At 67.4% G+C, this 19,657-nt stretch carries 15 protein-coding genes; 9 read left to right on the plus strand and 6 right to left on the minus strand.

Annotation, left to right across the window (positions count from 1 at the left end):
- From secA to RMO04_RS18260, 4 genes are all read left to right on the plus strand, one after another.
- A partial coding sequence (gene secA / locus RMO04_RS18245; RefSeq protein ID WP_309646191.1) for a preprotein translocase subunit SecA occupies positions 1 to 2,064 on the plus strand: 2,064 nt, incomplete at its 5' end.
- Positions 2,065 to 2,865 carry a class I SAM-dependent methyltransferase gene (locus RMO04_RS18250; RefSeq protein ID WP_309646192.1) on the plus strand — a complete coding sequence of 267 codons (801 nt, stop codon included), beginning with the start codon at positions 2,065 to 2,067 and terminating at the stop codon, positions 2,863 to 2,865.
- 38 nt (positions 2,866 to 2,903) lie between these two features.
- The gene (locus RMO04_RS18255) at positions 2,904 to 4,151 is read left to right on the plus strand and encodes a flavin-dependent oxidoreductase (RefSeq protein WP_309646193.1); all 1,248 of its coding nucleotides are present in this window, start codon (positions 2,904 to 2,906) and stop codon (positions 4,149 to 4,151) included.
- A 29-nt stretch (positions 4,152 to 4,180) separates the two neighbouring features.
- Positions 4,181 to 5,677: a serine hydrolase domain-containing protein gene (locus RMO04_RS18260; protein ID WP_309646194.1), complete on the plus strand. Its 1,497-nt coding sequence runs from the start codon at positions 4,181 to 4,183 to the stop codon at positions 5,675 to 5,677.
- Here RMO04_RS18260 and RMO04_RS18265 read toward each other — a convergent pair.
- The 3 genes from RMO04_RS18265 to RMO04_RS18275 are packed head-to-tail and all read right to left on the minus strand — an operon-like array spanning position 5,674 to position 7,955.
- Positions 5,674 to 6,048, minus strand: a complete 375-nt coding sequence (locus RMO04_RS18265) for a nuclear transport factor 2 family protein (RefSeq protein WP_309646195.1) — start codon at positions 6,046 to 6,048, stop codon at positions 5,674 to 5,676. The genes RMO04_RS18260 and RMO04_RS18265 overlap by 4 nt on opposite strands.
- The gene (locus tag RMO04_RS18270; protein ID WP_309646196.1) at positions 6,045 to 7,028 is read right to left on the minus strand and encodes an NADPH:quinone reductase; all 984 of its coding nucleotides are present in this window, start codon (positions 7,026 to 7,028) and stop codon (positions 6,045 to 6,047) included. Before RMO04_RS18270 ends, RMO04_RS18265 begins: the two co-directional genes overlap by 4 nt.
- A gap of 60 nt (positions 7,029 to 7,088) precedes the next feature.
- Positions 7,089 to 7,955, minus strand: a complete 867-nt coding sequence (locus RMO04_RS18275; protein WP_309646197.1) for an NmrA family NAD(P)-binding protein — start codon at positions 7,953 to 7,955, stop codon at positions 7,089 to 7,091.
- Between the two features lie 108 nt (positions 7,956 to 8,063).
- On the opposite strand from RMO04_RS18275, the gene RMO04_RS18280 reads away from it, so the two are divergent.
- On the plus strand, positions 8,064 to 8,396 hold the full coding sequence (locus RMO04_RS18280; RefSeq protein ID WP_309646198.1) for a helix-turn-helix domain-containing protein: 333 nt from the start codon (positions 8,064 to 8,066) through the stop codon (positions 8,394 to 8,396).
- Here the strand turns inward: RMO04_RS18280 and RMO04_RS18285 are convergent.
- Together RMO04_RS18285 and RMO04_RS18290 are read right to left on the minus strand one after the other, a co-directional pair.
- On the minus strand, positions 8,393 to 9,781 hold the full coding sequence (locus RMO04_RS18285) for a carotenoid oxygenase family protein (RefSeq protein WP_309646199.1): 1,389 nt from the start codon (positions 9,779 to 9,781) through the stop codon (positions 8,393 to 8,395). The two genes, RMO04_RS18280 and RMO04_RS18285, sit on opposite strands and share 4 nt — an antisense overlap.
- Before the next feature lie 26 nt (positions 9,782 to 9,807).
- Complete coding sequence (locus tag RMO04_RS18290; protein ID WP_309646200.1) at positions 9,808 to 10,857, minus strand: DUF2855 family protein; 1,050 nt, start codon at positions 10,855 to 10,857, stop codon at positions 9,808 to 9,810.
- A gap of 89 nt (positions 10,858 to 10,946) precedes the next feature.
- On the opposite strand from RMO04_RS18290, the gene RMO04_RS18295 reads away from it, so the two are divergent.
- Together RMO04_RS18295 and RMO04_RS18300 are read left to right on the plus strand one after the other, a co-directional pair.
- A complete protein-coding gene (locus tag RMO04_RS18295) occupies positions 10,947 to 11,546 on the plus strand; it encodes a TetR/AcrR family transcriptional regulator (RefSeq protein ID WP_309646201.1) in 600 nt (199 codons plus the stop codon).
- A 49-nt stretch (positions 11,547 to 11,595) separates the two neighbouring features.
- Complete coding sequence (locus RMO04_RS18300; RefSeq protein WP_309646202.1) at positions 11,596 to 12,744, plus strand: epoxide hydrolase; 1,149 nt, start codon at positions 11,596 to 11,598, stop codon at positions 12,742 to 12,744.
- Here RMO04_RS18300 and RMO04_RS18305 read toward each other — a convergent pair.
- Entirely contained in the window at positions 12,741 to 15,065 is a 2,325-nt protein-coding gene (locus tag RMO04_RS18305) for an ATP-binding protein (protein WP_309646203.1), read from the minus strand. The genes RMO04_RS18300 and RMO04_RS18305 overlap by 4 nt on opposite strands.
- Positions 15,066 to 15,186: 121 nt before the next feature.
- On the opposite strand from RMO04_RS18305, the gene RMO04_RS18310 reads away from it, so the two are divergent.
- On the plus strand, positions 15,187 to 16,194 hold the full coding sequence (locus RMO04_RS18310) for a beta-eliminating lyase-related protein (protein WP_309646204.1): 1,008 nt from the start codon (positions 15,187 to 15,189) through the stop codon (positions 16,192 to 16,194).
- A gap of 402 nt (positions 16,195 to 16,596) precedes the next feature.
- Positions 16,597 to 19,657: TonB-dependent receptor domain-containing protein (locus tag RMO04_RS18315; RefSeq protein WP_309646205.1), on the plus strand; the 3,061-nt coding region annotated here is incomplete at its 3' end.

Consider the following 19,657-nt stretch of genomic DNA (forward strand, 5'->3'; position numbering starts at 1 on the left):
GTCTACCGCACCATCGACCTGGTGGTGAAGGAGATGATCCTCGACACCACCACCTACGACTTCGACGAAAAGCAACGCCAGGTGATCCTGACCGAGGACGGCGCCGAGAAGATCGAGGAAATCCTGATGGCCGGCGGCCATCTGGAGGCCGAGTCCACGGGGCTTTACGACGCCGCCAACGTCTCGGTGGTGCACCACGTCAACCAGGCCCTGCGCGCCAACATTCTCTACACGCGGGAGAAGGACTATATCGTCCGCGCGGGCGAAGTGATCCTGATCGACGAGTTCACCGGCCGCATGATGCAGGGCCGTCGCCTGTCCGAAGGCCTGCACCAGGCCATCGAGGCCAAGGAAGGCGCCAATATCCAGCCCGAGAACCAGACCCTGGCCTCGGTGACGATCCAGAATTACTTCCGCCTCTACGGGAAACTGTCGGGGATGACGGGCACGGCCTCCACCGAGGCTCAGGAATTCGGCGACATCTACAAGATGGACGTCATGGAAATCCCGACCAACCGCCCGGTGGCGCGGAAGGACGACGACGACGAAGTCTATCGCACCGCGCGCGAGAAGAACGACGCCATCCTCAAGCAGATCGAGGAATGCCACCTGCGTGGTCAGCCGATCCTGGTCGGCACCGTCTCCATCGAGAAGTCCGAACAGCTTTCCGAGCTGCTGAAGTCCCATACGTTCCAGAAGGACGGCAAGACCATCAAGGGCGTGCCGCACAACGTGCTGAACGCCCGATATCACGAACAGGAAGCCCTGATCGTGGCCGACGCCGGCATCCCGGGCGCGGTGACCATCGCCACCAACATGGCCGGCCGCGGGACCGACATCCAGTTGGGCGGCAACATCGATATGCGCGTCCTGAAGTGGCAGGAAGAGCAGCGTGGCCTCGGCATCGAGGTGACACCGGAAGCCGCCAAGGCCCGCAAGAGCGAGATCGAAGCCGAGATCAAGGACCTCAAGGAGCAGGCTCTGGCGGCCGGCGGCCTGTTCGTCCTGGGCACCGAGCGACACGAAAGCCGCCGGATCGACAACCAGCTGCGTGGTCGGACCGGCCGTCAGGGCGACCCGGGCCATTCGAAGTTCTTCCTCTCCTGCGAGGACGACCTGTTACGGATCTTCGCCGGCGAACGACTGGACGGGATCATGCGCACCTTCGGCGTCCAGGAAGGCGAGGCGATCACCCACAAGTGGCTGAACGGAGCCATCGCCACCGCCCAAAAGCGCGTCGAGCAGCGCAACTACGAGATCCGCAAGAACCTGCTCAAGTACGACGACGTCGTGAACGACCAGCGCAAGGCGGTGTTCGAACAGCGCGCCGAGTTCATGACCGCCGTCGATCTTTCCGAGATCATCGGCGAGATGCGCCAGGATACCATCGAGGACCTGGTCGCCCGCCACCTGCCGCCCAAGGCCTATGCCGAACAGTGGGACGTGGCCGGCTTGGAAGAGCGGGTGCGCGAGCTGCTGGGCCTGGAGCTGCCGATCGCCGCCTGGGCGGCCGAGGACGGTATCGCCAACGAGGAGATCCAGGAACGCCTGACCCAGGCCTCCGACGCCCGCGCCGCCGAGCGCGAGCAGATGATCACGCCCGACCAGATGCGCATCATCGAGAAGAGCTTCCTGCTGCAGATGATCGATCTGCAGTGGCGCGAGCACCTGATGCACCTCGACCACCTGCGCAACGTCATCGGCCTGCGCGGCTATGGCCAGCGCGATCCGCTGAACGAGTACAAGACCGAGGCCTTCTCGCTGTTCGAGAAGCTGCTGGTCGACCTGCGCCAGAACGTCACCCGCTGGCTGATGACGGTGGAGTTCCAGTTCGCCGAGCCCGACCCCTCGCCGCTCACCGGCCTGACCGAGGTTCACCTGGATCCGCTGACCGGCGAGAACGCGGCCCAGATGGGCGCCCTGCCCGACGGCCTGTCGGCCGAACAGCGCCAGGCCCTGCCCATGTCCTCCCTGCCGGACGGCTGGGAGCAGACCGGCCGTAACCAGGGTTGCCCCTGCGGCTCGGGCAAGAAATTCAAGCACTGCCACGGCGCGCTGATCTAGATGGCCGACAAGGACGGCTACGTCCTGAAGGTCGACGGTTTCTGCCCGGTCTGCGAGCAGGCCTCGACCTTCGCGGCCAAGGACGAATGGCTGCGCGACCACTACCTCTGCCTGAACTGCAACGCCCAGCCGCGTGAGCGGGCGCTGTTCTCGGTGCTGACCCAGCTTCGTCCCGACTGGCGTAAGCTGAAGATCCACGAGAGCTCGCCCGGCACCGCCGCCAGCCGCCGGCTGGCCGACCAGGCGCGCGGCTACCTCGCCAGCCAGTACGATCCCTCGATCCCATGGGGGTCGACCCACAAGACCGGCGGCTGGCGCTCCGAGGACCTTGAGGCCCAGACCTTCGCCGACGAGAGCTTCGACCTCGTGGTCACCCAGGACGTGATGGAGCACGTCTTCGCCCCCGACCGCGCCCTGGCCGAGATCGCGCGAACCCTGAAGCCCGGCGGTCTGCACATCTGCACCGTGCCCATCGTGAACAAGGAAAGGCCCTCGGCCCGCCGCGCCCGGCGAAAGCCCGACGGCAGCGTCGAGCATCTGCTGGAGCCGGTCTTCCACGGCAATCCGATGGACCCGAACGGCTCCCTGGTCACCGTCGATTGGGGCTACGACATCGCCGCCTACTGGGACCGCGCCAGCGGCCTCTCGACCACGATCTTCACCATCGACGACGCCTCACGCGGCATCCAGGCCGAGTACATCGAGGTTCTGGTCTCGCGGAAACTGGGCGTGCCCGACCTGTCGGGCGACACCCCGCCCCGCCCCGCCAAACGCGGCCTTCTCGGCAAGCTGTTCGGCTAGGCCTTGCCAAGCCGCCGCCGGCGGCGATGCTGGCGGGCATGAAGGTGATCATCGTCGGCGCCGGGATCGGCGGCCTCAGCTTGGCGCTCAGCCTGCACGCCGCGGGGATCGCCACTGAGGTTCATGAGGCCGTGGCCGAGCTCCGCCCCCTGGGCGTCGGGATCAACCTCTTGCCCCATGCGGTGCGCGAACTGACCGAGCTGGGGCTGGGCGACGAGTTGGCCGAGCTGGGGATCGAGACCCACGCCCTGGTCTACGCCAATCGTCACGGCCAGGAGATCTGGCGCGAGCCACGCGGACGCCATGCCGGCTATGACTGGCCCCAGTACTCCATCCATCGCGGCCGCCTGCAGATGATGCTGTTCGAGGCGGTGAAGCGCCGCCTGGGCGCCGACGCCGTCCGGGCAGGCCACCCGGCGGTCGGCGTCGATCCGGACTCAGGGGTTGTCACCTTATTCGGCGGCGAGACGGCGCGGGGCGATGTCGTGGTCGCCGCCGACGGCATCCATTCGGCCCTACGCGCCCAGTTCTATCCGGACGAAGGTCCGCCGATCTGGAACCGCCGGGTGCTCTGGCGCGGGGTGACGCAGGACGCGCCGTTCCTGGGCGGGGCGACCATGATCATGGCCGGGCACCAGGACATGAAGTTCGTGGCCTATCCCATCGACCCGGCCGTGGCGGCGCGCGGAGCCTCGCTGATCAACTGGATCGCCGAGCTGCGCTTTCCCGACACCGTGGAGTGGCGGCGCGAGGACTGGAACCGGCCGGGCGTCCTCGCCGACTTCCTGCCTCGCTTCGAGAGCTGGGACTTTGGCTGGTTGAACGTACCGGGCGTCATCGCCGGGGCGGAGCGGATCTTCGAGTATCCCCTGGTCGACCGCGATCCGATCGGCCGCTGGACCTTCGGTCGCGTGACCCTGCTGGGAGACGCGGCGCACCCAATGTATCCCATCGGCTCCAACGGCGCATCGCAGGCCGTGCTGGACGCGCGGACCCTGGCCTATGAGCTGGCGACACGGGGCGATACGGTCCAAGCCCTCGCGGCCTACGAGGCCGCGCGCCGGCCGCCGACCACCGCGATCGTCCTGGCCAATCGCGGCAACGGCCCGGAGCAGGTGATGCAACTGGCGCAGGAGCGGGCGCCGGACGGCTTCGCCGACGTCCATGATGTGCTCAGCCGCGCCGAGCTGGAAGCCACCGCTGGCGCGTACAAGAAGGTGGCGGGGTTCGACCGCGAGGCGCTGAACCATCGCCCCTCCCTTACCCCGCCCGCCGCCCTCGGCTAGGCTCCCAGCTTCGGGCGAAAGGGACGGATATGCGGGCGCTGCTGGCGAGTTTCATCATGGCGGCCCTGCTGGCCGCGCCGGCCCAGGCCCAGCCCACCCAGGACCGCGCCGCGGCCTTCGCCCAGCTCGATCCCATCTTCGAGACGTTCGCCGCCGAACGGCATGTTCCAGGCCTGGTCTATGGCGTCGTGGTCGACGGCAAGCTGGCCTATGTGAAATCCATCGGGGTGCAGGACACCGAGGCAAGCCGCCCGGTGACCGCCGACAGTGTGTTCCGCATCGCCAGCATGTCGAAGAACTTCACCGCGCTCGCGATCCTGAAGTTGCGGGATGAGGGCAAGCTGTCGCTTGACGCCTCTGCCGAAAGCCTGATCCCGGAGCTCAAGGGTCTGACCTACCCTACCACCGACAGCCCAAGCATCCGGGTCCGCGATCTGCTGAACCACACCGGCGGTTTCGTCACCGACGACCCGTGGGGCGACCGGCAGCTCGACATGAGCGAGGCGGACTTCTCACGCTTCCTGAAGGCCGGCGTACCGTTCTCCCGGTCACCGGCCATGGCCATGGAGTACTCCAACTTCGGATACGCCCTGCTGGGACGCATCGTCACCAACCGCGCCCGCCAGCCCTACGACGCCTATATCGAGAGCCGCATCCTGCGGCCGCTAGGCATGAGCGCCTCGACCTTTGACGTGGGGAAAATCCCCGCGGAGCATCGCGCCATCGGCTATCGCTGGGAGGACGAGACCTGGCGGGAGGAGCCGGCCCTCGGCCCCGGCGTGTTCGGCGCCATGGGCGGGCTGGCGGTCAGCGCCAACGACTACGCCAAGTATATCGCCTGGGTGTTGGCCGCCTGGCCGCCGCGCGACGGTCCGGAGGACGCCATCCTGAACCGCAGCTCCGTGCGCGAGATCGTCCAGGGCTCCAACTTTCCTGTCGTGGTCACCCGCGCCGAGCCGGCCGGCTGCGACCGGGCGCGGACGTATGGCATGGGGATGATCGTCCTTGCCGACTGCGTCCTCGGCCCGCATTTCACCCACTCCGGCGGCCTGCCCGGCTATGGTTCCAATGTCCTGTTCCTGCCCGAGCGCGGTGTGGGCGTCTTCGCCCTCGCCAACCGCACCTATGCCGGCGTCTCGCCGTCCGTTCGCGACGCCGCCGTGCTGCTGGTGAAGTCCGGCGCCTTCCCGGCGCGGCCCGCGCACGGCGGGGAGCGGCTGGAGACGGCGGCCAAGATCATGGCGAAAATCTACGCGGCCGGCGACGTCATGGCCGCTGGCGACGGCCTGGCCATGAACTTCCTGCTGGACAGCGACGCGGCGCATCGCAACGCCGACCTGACCCGGTTGAAGGCCCAGCTCGGCGCTTGCGCGTCCAGGCCGACCATCGTCGCCGAGACGACGATGTCGGGCGCGATCAGCTACGAGTGCGAGAAGGGACGGCTCCTGGCGCAGGTCCTGCTGGCCCCGACCACTCCGGTGAGCCTGCAGACCTACGTCCTGGCCGGCGTCCCGGCCCCGCGCTAGGCCAGGGTGACGTAGGTCTCGCTCTCCAGAACCCACTGGCCGACGGACTTCTTCCAGACCGCCAGATAGGTTCCGGACGAGGCCGCGTCCTTCCACGTGGCCGCCCAGACCCCGGTCTCAGCGGCGCGGACGCCTTCTACATCCAGGGTCACGTCGCCCGTCGTCCTCAAATAGGTGACGAAGCTGGGATCCTTGAACTGGCTGGCGAAGGCCGCGAGCACGGCCTCGGCCCCGATCAACAGACCGCCCTCGCCGGAGATGAGCTTCATGTCCGGCGCCAGGAAGGGCCGCAGGCGTCCAGCGTCGTGGGCGGCGATCAGTTTGTTGGTCAGCTTGCGTCGGGCGCGGATAGCGTCCTGCGGCGTGGTCACGGTTCGACCACGCAGGTGCCGACCTTGCCGCCGGCCTCGACCAGTTCATGGGCCGCGGCGCATTCCAACAAGGGGAAGCGACCGGCCACCGACAGGGTGCGTTCGCCCGTTCCAATCCAGCGGGTGATGTCGGCCTGGGCCCGCCTACGCGCCTCGTGCGGCGAGGTGGGTAGCAGGACGCCGTGGACGCCGAGGTTCAGCCGCATCAGCGCCCCGGCCGGCACCGCAGGCGTCGCGCCGCCGCGCGTGGCGTAGTAGGCGATCGAGCCGTTGAGCCGCACGCAGGCCAGGGTGGCGGCCAGATTTCCTCCGAAGTCCACATCGACCACGTGGTGGACGCCCTCCCCACCGGTCAGCTCCCGCACCCGGGCCGCGACGTCCTCGGTGCGGTAGTCGACGACGTGGTTGGCGCCGCCCGCCCGGGCGCGCTCGGCCTTCTCAGCCGAACTGACCGTGGCGATCACCGTGGCTCCGGCCCACTTGGCCAGTTGGACGGCGTAGTGGCCCACCGCGCCCGCCCCGCCGGTCACCAACACGGTGCGCCCCTGGATCGGGCCCGCCAGGAACAGGCTGCGATGCGCTGTCATGCAGGGGATGCCCAGGGTGGCGCCCTGGGCGAACGAGATCTGGTCCGGCAGTTCGCTCAGCAGGTCGACGTCCAGTTCGATGTATTCCGCAGCCGTACCGAAAGCTCGGCCGTTGCGCTGGCCGTTGTAGAACCACACCCGCTTTCCCAGCCAGCGGGCAGACACGCCGGGACCGACCGCCTCGACGATCCCGGCGCCATCGCTGTTGGGCGTGATGCGGGGATAGGCCATGGGTCCGGCGCCGCCGGCCCGCATGCCCACGTCGGAGGGATTGATCCCCGAGGCCTTGATGCGGATCAGCGCCTGGCCCTGCCCCGCGGTCGGAGTCGGCAGGTCGCCGTACTGAAGGACCTCACGGGCGGGACCCGTCCTGTCATACCAAATCGCCTTCATGCGGGCCCTCGCAAATCGTGGCCCAACATCGGGTCCCAGGGCGCCCGGCACAAGCCGCAGTCAGGCCAGGATGCGCGCGATCGCCTCGTCCAGCGTCACCGAACCGCGCCGGGTTTCGCCGACGCCGGGCTCGAAACCGATCAGACCGGCGTTCAGGCCGTCATAGACCTCCGCAAGCCCACGGGCGTAGTCCTCGCCAAGGCCGGCCTCCATGTAGGTCGGGACCAGCGCCGCGCGCGGCAGGGGCGCCACCTCCACCAGCTTGCCCAGCGCCCGGCCGTAGGCCTCGGCCACCTCCCGGGGCGAATATTCGCGGGGGCCGAGCAGGTTGACGACCCGCTCCCCGTCCCGGAAGTCCAAGAGGCACTCGGCCGCGACGCGCCCGATGTCCAGCGTCGAGACCGTCTCCATAGGGCCATCCAAAGGCGTGCGGCCGCTGGGAACCACACCATGCTCGATGGCGATCGGCGCGGCGAAGGCCCAGTTCTCCATGAAGTCGCTGGCGCGCAGGAAGGTCACCGACGCCGAGGTGCGGCGTAGCGCGGCCTCCATGTCGTGCATGGTGCGGATCACGCCCGTGCCGCGCGCCAGGTGCGCGCCGCCCGAGGACAACGCGACCACATGCTTGAGGCCGGATCGGCGAACAGCCTGGGCGATGGCTTCCGAGGTCGCCAGGCCCTCCGCCAGCACGTCGGCGGACTGGAGGTGCGGCGGTATCATCACATACGCCCCCGCCATGCCCTCGAACGCCGCCGTCAAGGCGCTGGGGTCGGCGGGGTCGGCGCAGGCCACGTCCACCCCAGCGACGTTCAGGCGCGAAGCCCCCGCCGGATCGCGGGTCAGCGCCCGAACCTGAGCCCCCCGCCGCCGCAGCTCGGCGACGACGGCGCTCCCGGTCTGACCCGTGGCGCCCATGACTGCGAACATCTCGAACCTCCTGTCGAACTCTGTCGCGGAGGTCGTACTGGGATAGTTCTATTGCCGTAAGTACGCACAATTTTTATACCTGAAGCGCGGCAAGTGACGGAGATCGACATGACTGACATCCCCTGGTGCCCGGTGGCGGCCACGGTCGATGTGATCGGCGGCAAGTGGAAGCCGGTGATCCTGCTGCAGCTCAAGGACGGCCCGCGCCGGTTCAACGAGCTGCGCCGCCTGTTGCCGCACATCACTCAGCGGATGCTGACCCTGCAGCTGCGCGCCCTGGAGGCCGACGGCGTGATCGTCCGCACGGTCCATGAACAGGTGCCGCCGCACGTCGACTACGCCTTCAGCCCCCGGGGGCTGACGCTTGGGCCGCTGCTGGAGGCCATGTGGGAATGGGGCGAGGCGTACGGGTCACGAACGCTTCGCGCGGCGGAGGTCTAGTCCGCCACCCAGTTGCCGTGGAAGCCGAAGGGTACGCGGCGAGGCAGTTTGGCGACCGCGATCGGACCCTTGGCGATGTCCAGGGCCTCGAAGACCACGAAGTCGCTGCGGTTCTCGGCCGCCCGCCAGACCACGGCGGTCACCCAGCCGTCGCCTTCTTCAGCGTCGGCGGTGCGCGGGGTGAAGACCGGCTCGGAGGTCATGTCGCCGCCGTTCAGCTCATAGACCTGCCGCTTGCCCGTCTTGAGATCCAGATGGGCGATGGCGGTCTGCTTGATGGTCTTGGCGTTGGTTGGGTCGGCGGCGTACCAGCCGTGACGATAGGCCAGGCCCGACAGGCGCTCGTCGAAGCGGGGGAATTCCCCGTCCAGGTCGTCCAGGGCCTCTTCCTTGATGGCGTCGCTGGCGTTGGAAAGGTCGAAGGTCCAGCGCACCAGGCGCGCGGCGCTCCTCTGACCCATCGATCCGTCCGCCATGGGGAACAGCGGCGCGCTGTCGTAGCGCATGACGTCGGCATGGAGCTTTCCGTCCGCCTCCCAGGCGTTCATCGGGTGGAAGACGTAGCAGGCCTCGACATTGAACCAGCGCATCGAGGCGACGTCGCCGTCGCGGCGCATGACCCCGACCCGGCCGCCCTTCTCGGGTTCCCAGGCGAAGGCGGGCCGCCCGCTCATGGCGCGCTCCAGGCTGGCCGTGAGCGGCAGGATCGGGAAGAGGACGTAGTTCTCGGTGACCATGAAATCGTGGACCATGGCGGCGAACGGAGCCTGGAAGTCGTCGCGCCGGATCACCTTGCCCGAGGCGTCGGTGACCCCGTAGCTCATCCCCGCCGAGAGCGGCATCGCCCCGACCCCATAGCCGAACCAGGTCATCTCGCCGGTCTTGGCGTCGATCTTCGGGTGAGCCGTGACCTTGCCCTGATACTCGCGGGCGTAGCCCATCGGATCGAGGGTCCGCTCGGCCAGTTCGAAGGGGCTGTGGCCCTCTTCCAGAGCCAGCAGCCGCCCGGCGTGGTGGACGATGTTGGTGTTGGCGACGCCGCCCTCATGCCCCATGGCGATCGGATCGGTGGTCATGGGGTTACCGAACGAGCCGAACAGCGCGCGGCCGTGGCTGTTTTCCAGATCCCACTTGGTCGTGCGGACATAGCGGTTGCGGTAGCTGACCTTGTTGTCCTCGACGTGGAAGGCGTGGACCATCCCGTCGCCGCTGAACCAGTGATAGTCGCCCCGCGGCTCGAACTGCGGGTTGGGTCCTATGCGGTACAGCGTGCCCATGAGGCCGGCCGGAATTTCACCCACCACCTCCAGGTCGAAATCGTCCTCGCTGCGAAGGGGCGCGAAATTGCCCGACAGGTAGGGATTGATGCGAACGTCGCCGTCCATGGTGCGTCTCCCGCTGTTCGCCGGCTTCAGGCCGGTCGGATGATATGACCCTCGTCGGGCCGCGCGCGGCCTTCGAGGATCTCGGCATAGGTCGCCATCAGGGCGTCGGGGCCGGTATGATGGGCGAGGCTGAGCCAGTCAGCCTCGGTGACGAACGCGCGCAGCGCCTTGTCGAACCGGGCTTCCAGCTCCGCGGGGCCCCACTCGGCGGACCGTTTGCGGATCTGGTCGGGTGCGAAGAACAGGGTCGGCGTGGGGCCCGGCAAGTCGCCGGCCTCGCCACCGTCCTGCCAATGGGTGACGCCGACGATGAGGCTGCGGGTAAGGTGCGCGCCCAGGGCCTCATGGACGGCCCGGGTCACCTGCGGATTGCCCGCGAAGTCCACATAGACGGCCTGGCCCCTGGTCGTCAGGCCCGCCAATTCGTCGTAGGTCGCCACGCGATCGTAGAGGCCGAACGCCGCGAGCTTGCCGGCGTTGCCGGGCGAGGTCAGGCCGATCACCTCCACGCCGCGCTTCCGCGTCAGGCTGGCCAGCCCCATCGCGGTCTTGCTGGACCCGCTGGAGAGCACCAGCGAGGTCATGCCGGCGTCCTCCGACAGGAAGTCGTCCAGCAGCCAGGAGGTCATGAACAGCGGGCGCAGCAGGGCGCGGTGATCGTCCACTGCGTCGGCCGGAGCCTCGGCGTAGGCGTTGTAGGTCGGGGGCAGTTCGGCGCGGTGGGCCGCGGCGTCGACATAGCCGTGCCGCCCCTTGGTCAGCCGGGCGACGAAGTGGGTGGACATCGGCAGATATCCGAACAGTCGCAGGCCGACCGGAACCTCTGCGGCGTTCGACTCCACCACCTTGGCGAAACCCCAGACCGGGATGCGCCCCAGGCCTTCCGCCGCCGGGAAGAATTTCCAGTAGCCGAAGCTGTCGCCGATGATTCCATAGGTGATGTTGTTGGCGGTCAGCGCGAACCGCTCGACCTCGAGTCGTGCTTCCCCCTCGCCCAATGGCGCGGGATCGGGCGCCGGGCGCACTTCGATGCGGCGAAGGTCCTTCCGATCGACCAGGATGTCCCAGGCAGCCATCGTGTCGCGCTCCGTGCCGGCTTTTTACGTTGTAAATTTATTACGTAAGAGCTAGGCCTGGGCAAGCGATTTCTTTGCCCGAGTCAAAAATGCCCCGCGTCCTGTCCGAGTCCGATGTCGCCGACTTCCGCGAACGCCTCTGCGAGGTGGCTGAGAAGCTGTTCGCCGAGAAGGGCCCGGACGCCGTGACCATGCGCCAGCTCGCCGCCGAGCTGGGGGTCAGCCCCATGACGCCCTACCGCTATTTCACCGACAAGGAAGACATCCTGGCGGCGGTTCGGACCAATGGGTTCAACCGTTTCGCCGACGCCCTGGAGGGCGCCTACGCCTCGGCGAAGGGCGTGCGGGCCAAGGGCGCGGCGGTGGGCGAGGCATATGTGACCTTCGCCTTCGCCCATCCTCAGGCCTACAAGGCCATGTTCGACCTGAACCAGCCGCACGAGGAGAACTATCCCGACCTCGTGGCCGCCGCCCTGCGCGCGCGGGCGACCCAGACCTCCTATGTTAGGGACCTGATCGCCGAGGGCATCCTGGCCGGCGACCCGGAGGAGATCGGCCGCATGTTCTGGGCCGCCGCCCACGGCGCGGTCGGGCTGGAGCTGGCGGGCAAGCTGCCGGCGGGGACCGCGCGCGGCCTGCACCGACATATGAACGGCGCCCTGGCCAAGGGTCTGCGCCCAGGCGCTTGACGGCCCCAACGGCAGGACGCCCAACTGCCCGGCAAAATCGGGGGACACCATGAGCAAGATCGCGCCGTTCGAGGTCTGTTGGGGCGAGGCCGAGGTGCAGGCTGTGCTGGATCAGGTTCGCGCCTATCCCTGGCCGCCGATACCCGAGATCCCGGACGGCTGGGCCTATGGCTGCGACGGCGCCTATCTGAAGGATCTCTGCGCCCACTGGACCGACCACTACGATTGGCGGGCCGCCGTGGCGGATCTCAATCGCTATCCGCAGTTCACCGCCAGGGTCGAGGACTACGACCTCCACTTCCTGCATGTGGTCGGAGAGGCCGGCGGCAAGCGCCCATTGCTCCTCACACATGGCTGGCCGGGTTCGCACTACGAATTCTGGGGGGCCGTTGAAAAGCTGGCCTTCCCATCACGCCACGGCGGCCGGGCCGAGGACGCCTTCGACCTCGTGATCCCGTCCCTGCCCGGTTTCGGCTTCTCCTCCAAGCCCACCCGACCCATCGGCCAAAGGACCACCGCACGGTTGTTCAACAGCCTCATGACCGAGGTGCTGGGCTATCACCGCTACCTCGCTCAGGGCGGCGACTGGGGAGCCATGGTGACGTCTTGGCTCGGCCGCGATCACGCCGATCACGTCACCGCTATCCATCTGAACATGATGGCCTTCCGACCCTTTGGCGGCCCCAAGGATGAGGCCGAGATCGCCTGGATGACACGCCAGGGCGCGATGATGGACCTGATGGGCGCCTATTTCCGCCTGCAGGCCTCGAAACCCCAGTCCCTGGCCTGGATGGGCGCGGGCAATCCCGTGGGCCAGGCCGCCTGGATCGCCGAGCGGTTCCACGACTGGTCGGACCTGCGCGAGAAGTCCTTCGATCAGGTCCACCCCAAGGACCCGCTGCTCACCAACATCATGCTCTATGTGATGACCAACAGCTTCGCGACCGGCGCCTGGTACTATCGCGGCTTCCTCGAGGAGGGCGGCGTGGCGCTGAAGGACGGCGAGCGCTGCGAGACCCCCACCGCCTTCGCCAACTTCCCCGGCGAGCCGCTCTACGCCGCTCCGCCCCGGGCCTGGGCCGAGCGGGCCTACAACATCGTGCGCTGGACCGAACAGCCGCGCGGCGGCCACTTCGCGGCGATGGAGGAACCCGATCTGTTCGTCGCCGACGTCCGGGACTGGGGGCGTGGGGTCTAGGCTGCGTCGTCCAGCGCGGTCTGGATGGCGTCCAGCAGGCGCTCCAGCTCCAGGGGCTTGGGCACCAGGACGTCCATGCCGGCGGCCAGGTATTCGGTCTTATGGTGGGCCATGGCGTTGGCGGTCAGGGCGATGATCGGCGTGCGCTTCAGGCCCAGCGCCCTCTCGCGCTGGCGGATCAGACGGGTGGCGGTCGGGCCGTCCATGACGGGCATCTGGACGTCCATCAGTATCACGTCCCAGTCCTCGGCGACGCAGGCGGCGACGGCGGCCTGACCGTCGTCCACGCAACGGACCTCAATGCCGATCTGGGCCATCAGGGTCTTCAGCACGAGCTGGTTCATGGGATTGTCCTCGGCGGCCAGGACCCTCAGATCGCCGATCTCGGCCGCAGGTTCGAATTCCGCCGCGGGGACCGGAACCGCCCCGATCGCGCTGCGTGTCAACGGCAGCCGCACGGTGAACACCGACCCCTCGCCGACCTTCGAGCGCACGGTGATCTCGCCGCCCATCAGGGTGGTGAGTTCGCGGCAGATCGCCAGCCCCAGGCCAGAACCGCCGAAGCGCCGGGTGGTGGAGGCGTCTTCCTGCACGAACTTCTGGAACAGGGCGCCCAGGCGGTCGGCGGCGATCCCCGGCCCGCTGTCGGAAACGGTGAAGACCAGCCGACCGTCGTCATGCCGAACCGAAACCGCCACCTCCCCGCGCGCCGTGAACTTCACGGCGTTCGAGACCAGGTTGTAGACGATCTGGCGCACTCGGGTCGGGTCGCCCCGCCAGACCCCGGCCGCATCCGGCGCCACTTCCAGCGCGAAGGAGACATCCTTCTCGGTGGCGAGCGTGGTGAACGTCGCCTCGGCGCCCTGCATCATGGCGCCGATGTCGATCAGCCCGTCTTCCAACTCCAGCCGTCCGGCCTCGATCCGCGACAGGTCCAGCAGGTCGTTCAGCAGAGCCAGCAGGGTCTCGCCGGCCTGGCGGATGACAGTCAGCCGGTCGCGCTGGCGGTCGGGCAGATCGTCGCGGGCCATGGCCTGGGCCATGCCCAGCACGCCGTTGAGCGGAGTTCGGATCTCGTGGCTCATGGTGGCCAGGAAGGCGGACTTGGCGGCGTTGGCGGCGTTGGCCTCGTCGCGGGCCGTCTTCAGGCGGCTGTTCATCACCTTCAGCCGGCGTTCCGAACGCTTGATGTCCTCGATCGACTGGGTGATCACCACGCAGCGCACCGGACCTTCGCCGGCGAAGCGTGAGGCGGTCATGCGGAACCATGCGTCCTGCTTGGTCGAATAGGCCCGTACGAAGCTCTCGGCCTTGCCCGCAAGAACGCGGCGGATACCCCGCTCCAGCGCCTTCCCGTGACCGCCAGGCAGGCGCGCCAGCACCTCGAACAGATTGCGGCCCATGGAATAGACGTCGCTGGAGACGATCTCGGCGCCCAGTTTCCGGAAGGCGGAGTTGGCCGCGATGATCGCGCCGGACTCGTCGATCACGGTCAGCAAGGCGGCGACCCCGTCGATCACGCCGCGGCCGAAACGCTCGGCCTCCGCCAGCTCGGCCATGGCCGCGCGCTGGGCGGTCACATCCTGGCTGGCGCCGTGGATCGCCACGCACTTGCCGTCGACCATCTCGGGCTCGCCCATGACGCGGAGCCAGATCCGCTCACCCGTACCGGTGGCGGCGGGAGACTCGAAGTCGATCCGCTCCCCGGTCCGGACCGCGACCCGAAGATGCTCGAGCACCTGATCGCGATGGCTCTCATCATAGAGTTCCATCGAGGTCAGGTGATTTTCCACCAGACCCGGGCGGCCGAGCAGCCGCGCCAGCTCCGGGCTCCAGCGCACGACGCCGTCCTTCAGGTCGACATCCCAGCCGCCGAGCCGCGCCAGGGCGCCGGCCTGCTGCAGGGCCACGGTCGTGGCGTTCAGCCGGGTTTGCGTGTCATGGGCCGCGGTGATCTCGGTCTGCACAGACGTCGACCCGACGCGCGCGCCCTGCGCGTCGAAGCTGGGCCGGACGTCCAGATCGATCCAATAGGTGCGGCCGCTCTTGGCGCGGTTCAGGACCTCCACCCGATAGCCCTCGCCCGCGGCGCTGGCGGCCGACATCAGGGCCACGGTCTGGAGATCGGTCTCGGAGCATTGCAGCAGCTCACCGGGCGAGCGCCCCACGGCCTCGTCCAAATCGTAGCCGCTGAGTTCAACGAAGGCGTCGTTGACCCACTCGATCCGGCCGGCACGGTCGCAGACGACGATCGCGCGAGAGGTCGCGCGCGCCATGTCCGCAAGGCGTGAACTCAGATCCGATACTCGTGCGACGTCCATGAAGCACTCCCACGGACAGGATGGCGCGAGTCCTGTGAAGAAAGCAGAAATTCCACCCGTTCTCGTTGCAGCGCGAAAGCCATTCCAACTTTGCCGCCAAGGCCGCTAGAACCCTGGCCTGATGGCCCGCTACGACTTCGCATCCGACAACACCGCCCCCGCCGCGCCCGAGGCGATGGAGGCGCTAGTCGCCGCCAACACCGGCTTCACCTCCGGCTACGGATCCGATCCCGTCAGCGCCCGAGCCGCTGACGCCGTCCGCGCGCTGCTCGATTCCGACGCCGAGGTGCGATTCGTCGCCTCGGGAACAGCGGCCAACTCGCTCGCCCTGGCGGCGCTCTGCCGGCCCTTTGAGTCGGTTCTGGCCCATGAGCATGCCCACGTGCGCACCGACGAGACCGGAGCGCCTGGCTTCTTCGGCCAAGGCCTGGGGCTGGTCGGCCTCCCCGGGGCTTCGGGTCGGATCGATGCGGCGGGCCTGGCGGGGCCGCTCTCCGAACCCGACGTCGCCCACCGTCAAGCGCTGGCCGCGCTCTCGCTCACCAACGCCACGGAATACGGCACGGTCTATTCGCCCGAGGCCCTGGCGGAGCTGATCGCGCCGGCCAAGGCCAGGGGATTGGGCGTCCACCTGGACGGCGCGCGGCTGGCCAACGCCGCGGCCGCCGGCTTCGACCTGAAGCATGTCGCCAGGCTGGGAGTCGACATCCTGGTGCTGGGTGGGACCAAGGCGGGCATGAGCCCGACCGAGGCCGTGGTGGTCTTCGACCGCAAGCTCGCCCATCGCTTCGACGCGCGGCTGAAACAGGCGGGTCAGCTTCCGTCGAAGGGGCGGTTCTACGCCGCGCCGTTCATCGGCATGCTGGAGACCGGCGCCTTCGTCACGCGGGCCGCGCACGCCAACGCCATGGCCAGGCGATTGGCCGACCTCATGCCCTTCCCCGTTCGTCATCCGGTGGAGGCCAACGCCGTGTTCGTCGAGATGGACGAGCCGACCCTGTCGCGACTGCACGCCAGCGGGTGGTTCGTGTACCGCTTCCTGGACGGATCGGTCCGCTTCATGTGCTCCTGGGCCACCACGCCGGACGCCGTCGACGAACTCGGCGCGACTCTCGCCGCCCTGGCCTAGCCCCACCGCTCCATTTCCAGAGGCTTTGGCCAAGACGCGGGCCTGCGCCTGGATTCGCGGGGTCTCCTGGCGTCGGGGCAGTTCGCCTTCCGCTGTTACAGGGCACGGGCATGGATTGACCGATCGTGTCATTTTTGTGTGACTGTAACGACGCACTTGTCACATTTTGTGCAATTACCGTGCAAAACCCCAGTCATTCCCGCTTGCTCCCGTTGCTCGTGTAACATCTGCGTGACACGGTTCGGCACCTCCGTAATGACGCGATCCACGACCGTCCGCGCTTCCTGAAGCGTCGATGAGAAACGTCGGGCGCTTCGAACGGTGAAACCAACCGCGGCGTCGGAGCTCCCATCCGACGACCTCATGCTCAAGCCAAGGCCGGGGGGCCAGATGAAGATTCACATGAACAACGTCCTCAGGACCGCATTGCTCGGTTCCGCGGCGGTCGCCAGCCTGGCCCTGCCCAACTTCGCCTTCGCTCAGAGCCAAACAGCTGCCGCGGCCGTCGACGTGGATGAGGTTGTCGTCACCGGCTCACGGATCCGTCGCCCTGACCTGACCTCGGTCCAGCCGATCCAGATCATTTCTAGCCAGTCGATGGACGAACGCGGTTTTACTAACGTCGCCGACGCGCTCAACGACCTGCCGTCGACCGGCATCCCGGTCAGCCCGATCGGAGACCAAGGCTCCTTCGGCGTCGGTCGGAACTTCATCAATATCTTCAACCTGGGCTCCAACCGGACCCTGACCCTGGTGAACGGCCGCCGCTTCGTGGGTGGCAACCCAGCCTCCATCTTCACCGGCGCCAACGCCGGTGGCCAGGTCGATCTGAACGTCATCCCGACGGGCCTGATCGACCGGATCGAGACCATCCAAGCCGGCGGCAGCGCCGTCTACGGGTCGGACGCCATCGCCGGCGTCATCAACATCATCACCAAGCAAGAGTTCGAAGGCATCGAGGTCGATGGCCAGTACGGTGTTTCCGAGCAGGGTGACGCCGACTCGTGGCGCGCTCGGATCACAGCCGGCACGAACCTTCTGGACGGCCGCCTGAATCTGGCCGGCAGCTACGAGTACAACGAAACCTCGCCGCTCGCCTTCGTCGATCGCCCAGTCACGGCGCGCCAACTCACGTTCGCCGCCAACCCGCAGAACACGAGCGGGAGCGACGCCATCCCCGGCTCGATCATCATCCTCAATCGCCGTATCCCGGAAACCACCACGGGCGGCCTGCCTTTCCGAAATAACGGCTCGGCCCTTTCGGGGCTGCTCACGATCGCCGATCCGGCCAATCCAGGCCAACGGGTGTCGGCGCAGTTCGGGCCAGGCGGCGCGTTGATCCCCTACAACGCCGGCACGTTCTACTCGGGGTCCGTGGCGTCCGGCGGCAACGGCCTGAACCTGGCTGAACTCAGCTCGCTGCAGTCGCCGGTCGACCGCCATGTGCTGACCGGCTTCGCCCGCTACGACATCACCGACAACATCCGGGTGAAAGGCGAGTTGTTCTATAGCTCGTTCAAGTCGGAAGAGCCGTTCAATCAGCCGATCTACAACGCCCCACTCTTCGGCGGCAACTCGGCCTCACTGCGATTCTCGACCGCAAACCCGTTCCTTCCGGCGGCGACTCGTGCGGCCCTTCTGTCGCAACCCACGGCGCTGCCCGCGGACACCGCCTCGCCCGGCGACGCGATCTTCTTCCTGTCGCGGGCCTCGGTCGATATCGGCAACAACAAGACTGAAGCCGAAGGCGAGACTCTGCGTGGGGTGGCCGGACTCGAAGGCGACTTCGATCTGCTCGACCGCTCCTTTTACTGGAACTTGTCGGCGAACTTCGGCCGTTCGGAGGGCAGCTTCACCAGCCCGAACGTCGTCCAGAGCCGCTTCCTGCTCGCGGTCGACGCCGTGCGTGACGCCAGCGGCGCCATCGTCTGCCGCGACGCCGTGGCGCGTGCGGCCGGCTGCGCTCCGCTGAACATGTTCGGTCTAGGTGCGCCCAGCCAGGCGGCGCTGGACTATATCGGCGTGCAGTTCCAGAGCGATTTCGCTCTTCTGCAGACGGTCTATGAAGGCAATTTCGGCGGTGAGCTCATCGACCTGCCCGCCGGACCGTTGAGCTTCAACGTCGGCTACGAGTATCGCCGCGAGAAGTCGGACTTTAATCCCAATGCACCGCAGGAACTGGGTGTCGGCCGTTCGGCCGCCATCTCAAATCTGCAGGGCAAGTTCGACACCAAGGAAATGTACGTCGAAGGCTTGGCGCCGATCTTCGGCGGCGACTTCTCGTTCCCAGGCCTGCACCGCCTGGAGATCGAGGGCTCCTACCGCAAGATCGACCACAGCCAGGCCGGTGAAGACAAGGCGTGGAGCTACGGCTTGCGCTGGTATCCCGTCCAGGAACTGCTGTTCCGGGCGCAAAAAAGCCGGTCATTCCGGGCTCCTGCGGTCACCGAAGTCAACCTGCCGAACGCAACGAGCTTCATCACCGCCACCGATCCCTGTGACTTCCGCAACATCGGGACCGGCCCCAACCCGGCCACCCGTCGCGCGAACTGCCAGGCGGCGTTCCAAGCGCTCGGCCTGCCGGCGAACTTCTCGCTGACGTCGCAGATCCAAGCATCGACGGCGCAAGGGGCCACGTCGGGCAATCCGAACCTGGAAAATGAAATCGCCGAGCAGTGGTCGGCGGGCTTCGTCTATCAACCGTCGTTCGCGCCGGGTCTCGCGGTCTCGTTCGACTGGGTCAATATCGACCTGACCAACGCGATCGCGAACTTCACCCTGACCTCGATCCTGCAGGTCTGCTATGACTCGCCAACGCCGCCGGCCGACGCCTGCAACCGCTTCCTGCGGGGGAACTCGACGCTCGCCGCCGCGCGTCAGGGTCAGATTCTGACCAATGGCGAAGGCAATGGAGGCGGTGTCACCTCGATCGGCCCGCAGACCGGCTTCATCAACGCCGGATACACCCACTTCCAGGGCTTCACGCTAGGGATCGACTACGAGATCAATCTCGCCGACCTGTCGGACATGAAGGACTGGTTGGGTGGCGATCCGGGCAGCCTGAACTTCAATTTCGATATGTTCCACGTGAACAAGCAGGAGACCTCGGTCACCGGCCTCGGCTTCGATCTGAATGATGACAAGAACGAGATCGGCAACGCCGACTTCCGCTGGAAGCTGGAAAGCGCCTATCTCCGCGATCCGTTCTCGGTGATCTGGACGATGAACTACATCGGGGAATCGGAGTTCAACAACGACTTCACCCCAGAAACCCGTCTCCCGCTGACCGTGAAGCGCTACATCCTCCACGATCTGGCCTTCAACTATAAGCTCGACAACGTCGCCGAGCGGATGGGCGTCGGTCTGGACAACCTCAAGCTCCGCTTCATCGTGCGCAATGTCGCCGACAAGGAGCCGCCGTGGGGCGCCACGAACTCGGCCAACGCGTTCGGCACCTACGACT

The sequence above is a fragment of the Phenylobacterium sp. genome (assembly GCF_031412415.1).
In the GTDB taxonomy this organism is placed as follows: domain Bacteria; phylum Pseudomonadota; class Alphaproteobacteria; order Caulobacterales; family Caulobacteraceae; genus Phenylobacterium.

Excerpts from the sequence above, each read along its gene's own strand:
- RMO04_RS18250 (WP_309646192.1), top strand. The coding sequence starts at position 2,065 with ATGGCCGACAAGGACGGCTACGTCCTGAAGGTCGACGGTTTCTGCCCG.
- RMO04_RS18255 (WP_309646193.1), top strand. The coding sequence starts at position 2,904 with ATGAAGGTGATCATCGTCGGCGCCGGGATCGGCGGCCTCAGCTTGGCG.
- RMO04_RS18260 (WP_309646194.1), top strand. The coding sequence starts at position 4,181 with ATGCGGGCGCTGCTGGCGAGTTTCATCATGGCGGCCCTGCTGGCCGCG.
- RMO04_RS18270 (WP_309646196.1), bottom strand. The coding sequence starts at position 7,028 with ATGAAGGCGATTTGGTATGACAGGACGGGTCCCGCCCGTGAGGTCCTT.
- RMO04_RS18275 (WP_309646197.1), bottom strand. The coding sequence starts at position 7,955 with ATGTTCGCAGTCATGGGCGCCACGGGTCAGACCGGGAGCGCCGTCGTC.
- RMO04_RS18280 (WP_309646198.1), top strand. The coding sequence starts at position 8,064 with ATGACTGACATCCCCTGGTGCCCGGTGGCGGCCACGGTCGATGTGATC.
- RMO04_RS18285 (WP_309646199.1), bottom strand. The coding sequence starts at position 9,781 with ATGGACGGCGACGTTCGCATCAATCCCTACCTGTCGGGCAATTTCGCG.
- RMO04_RS18290 (WP_309646200.1), bottom strand. The coding sequence starts at position 10,857 with ATGGCTGCCTGGGACATCCTGGTCGATCGGAAGGACCTTCGCCGCATC.
- RMO04_RS18295 (WP_309646201.1), top strand. The coding sequence starts at position 10,947 with ATGCCCCGCGTCCTGTCCGAGTCCGATGTCGCCGACTTCCGCGAACGC.
- RMO04_RS18300 (WP_309646202.1), top strand. The coding sequence starts at position 11,596 with ATGAGCAAGATCGCGCCGTTCGAGGTCTGTTGGGGCGAGGCCGAGGTG.
- RMO04_RS18305 (WP_309646203.1), bottom strand. The coding sequence starts at position 15,065 with ATGGACGTCGCACGAGTATCGGATCTGAGTTCACGCCTTGCGGACATG.
- RMO04_RS18310 (WP_309646204.1), top strand. The coding sequence starts at position 15,187 with ATGGCCCGCTACGACTTCGCATCCGACAACACCGCCCCCGCCGCGCCC.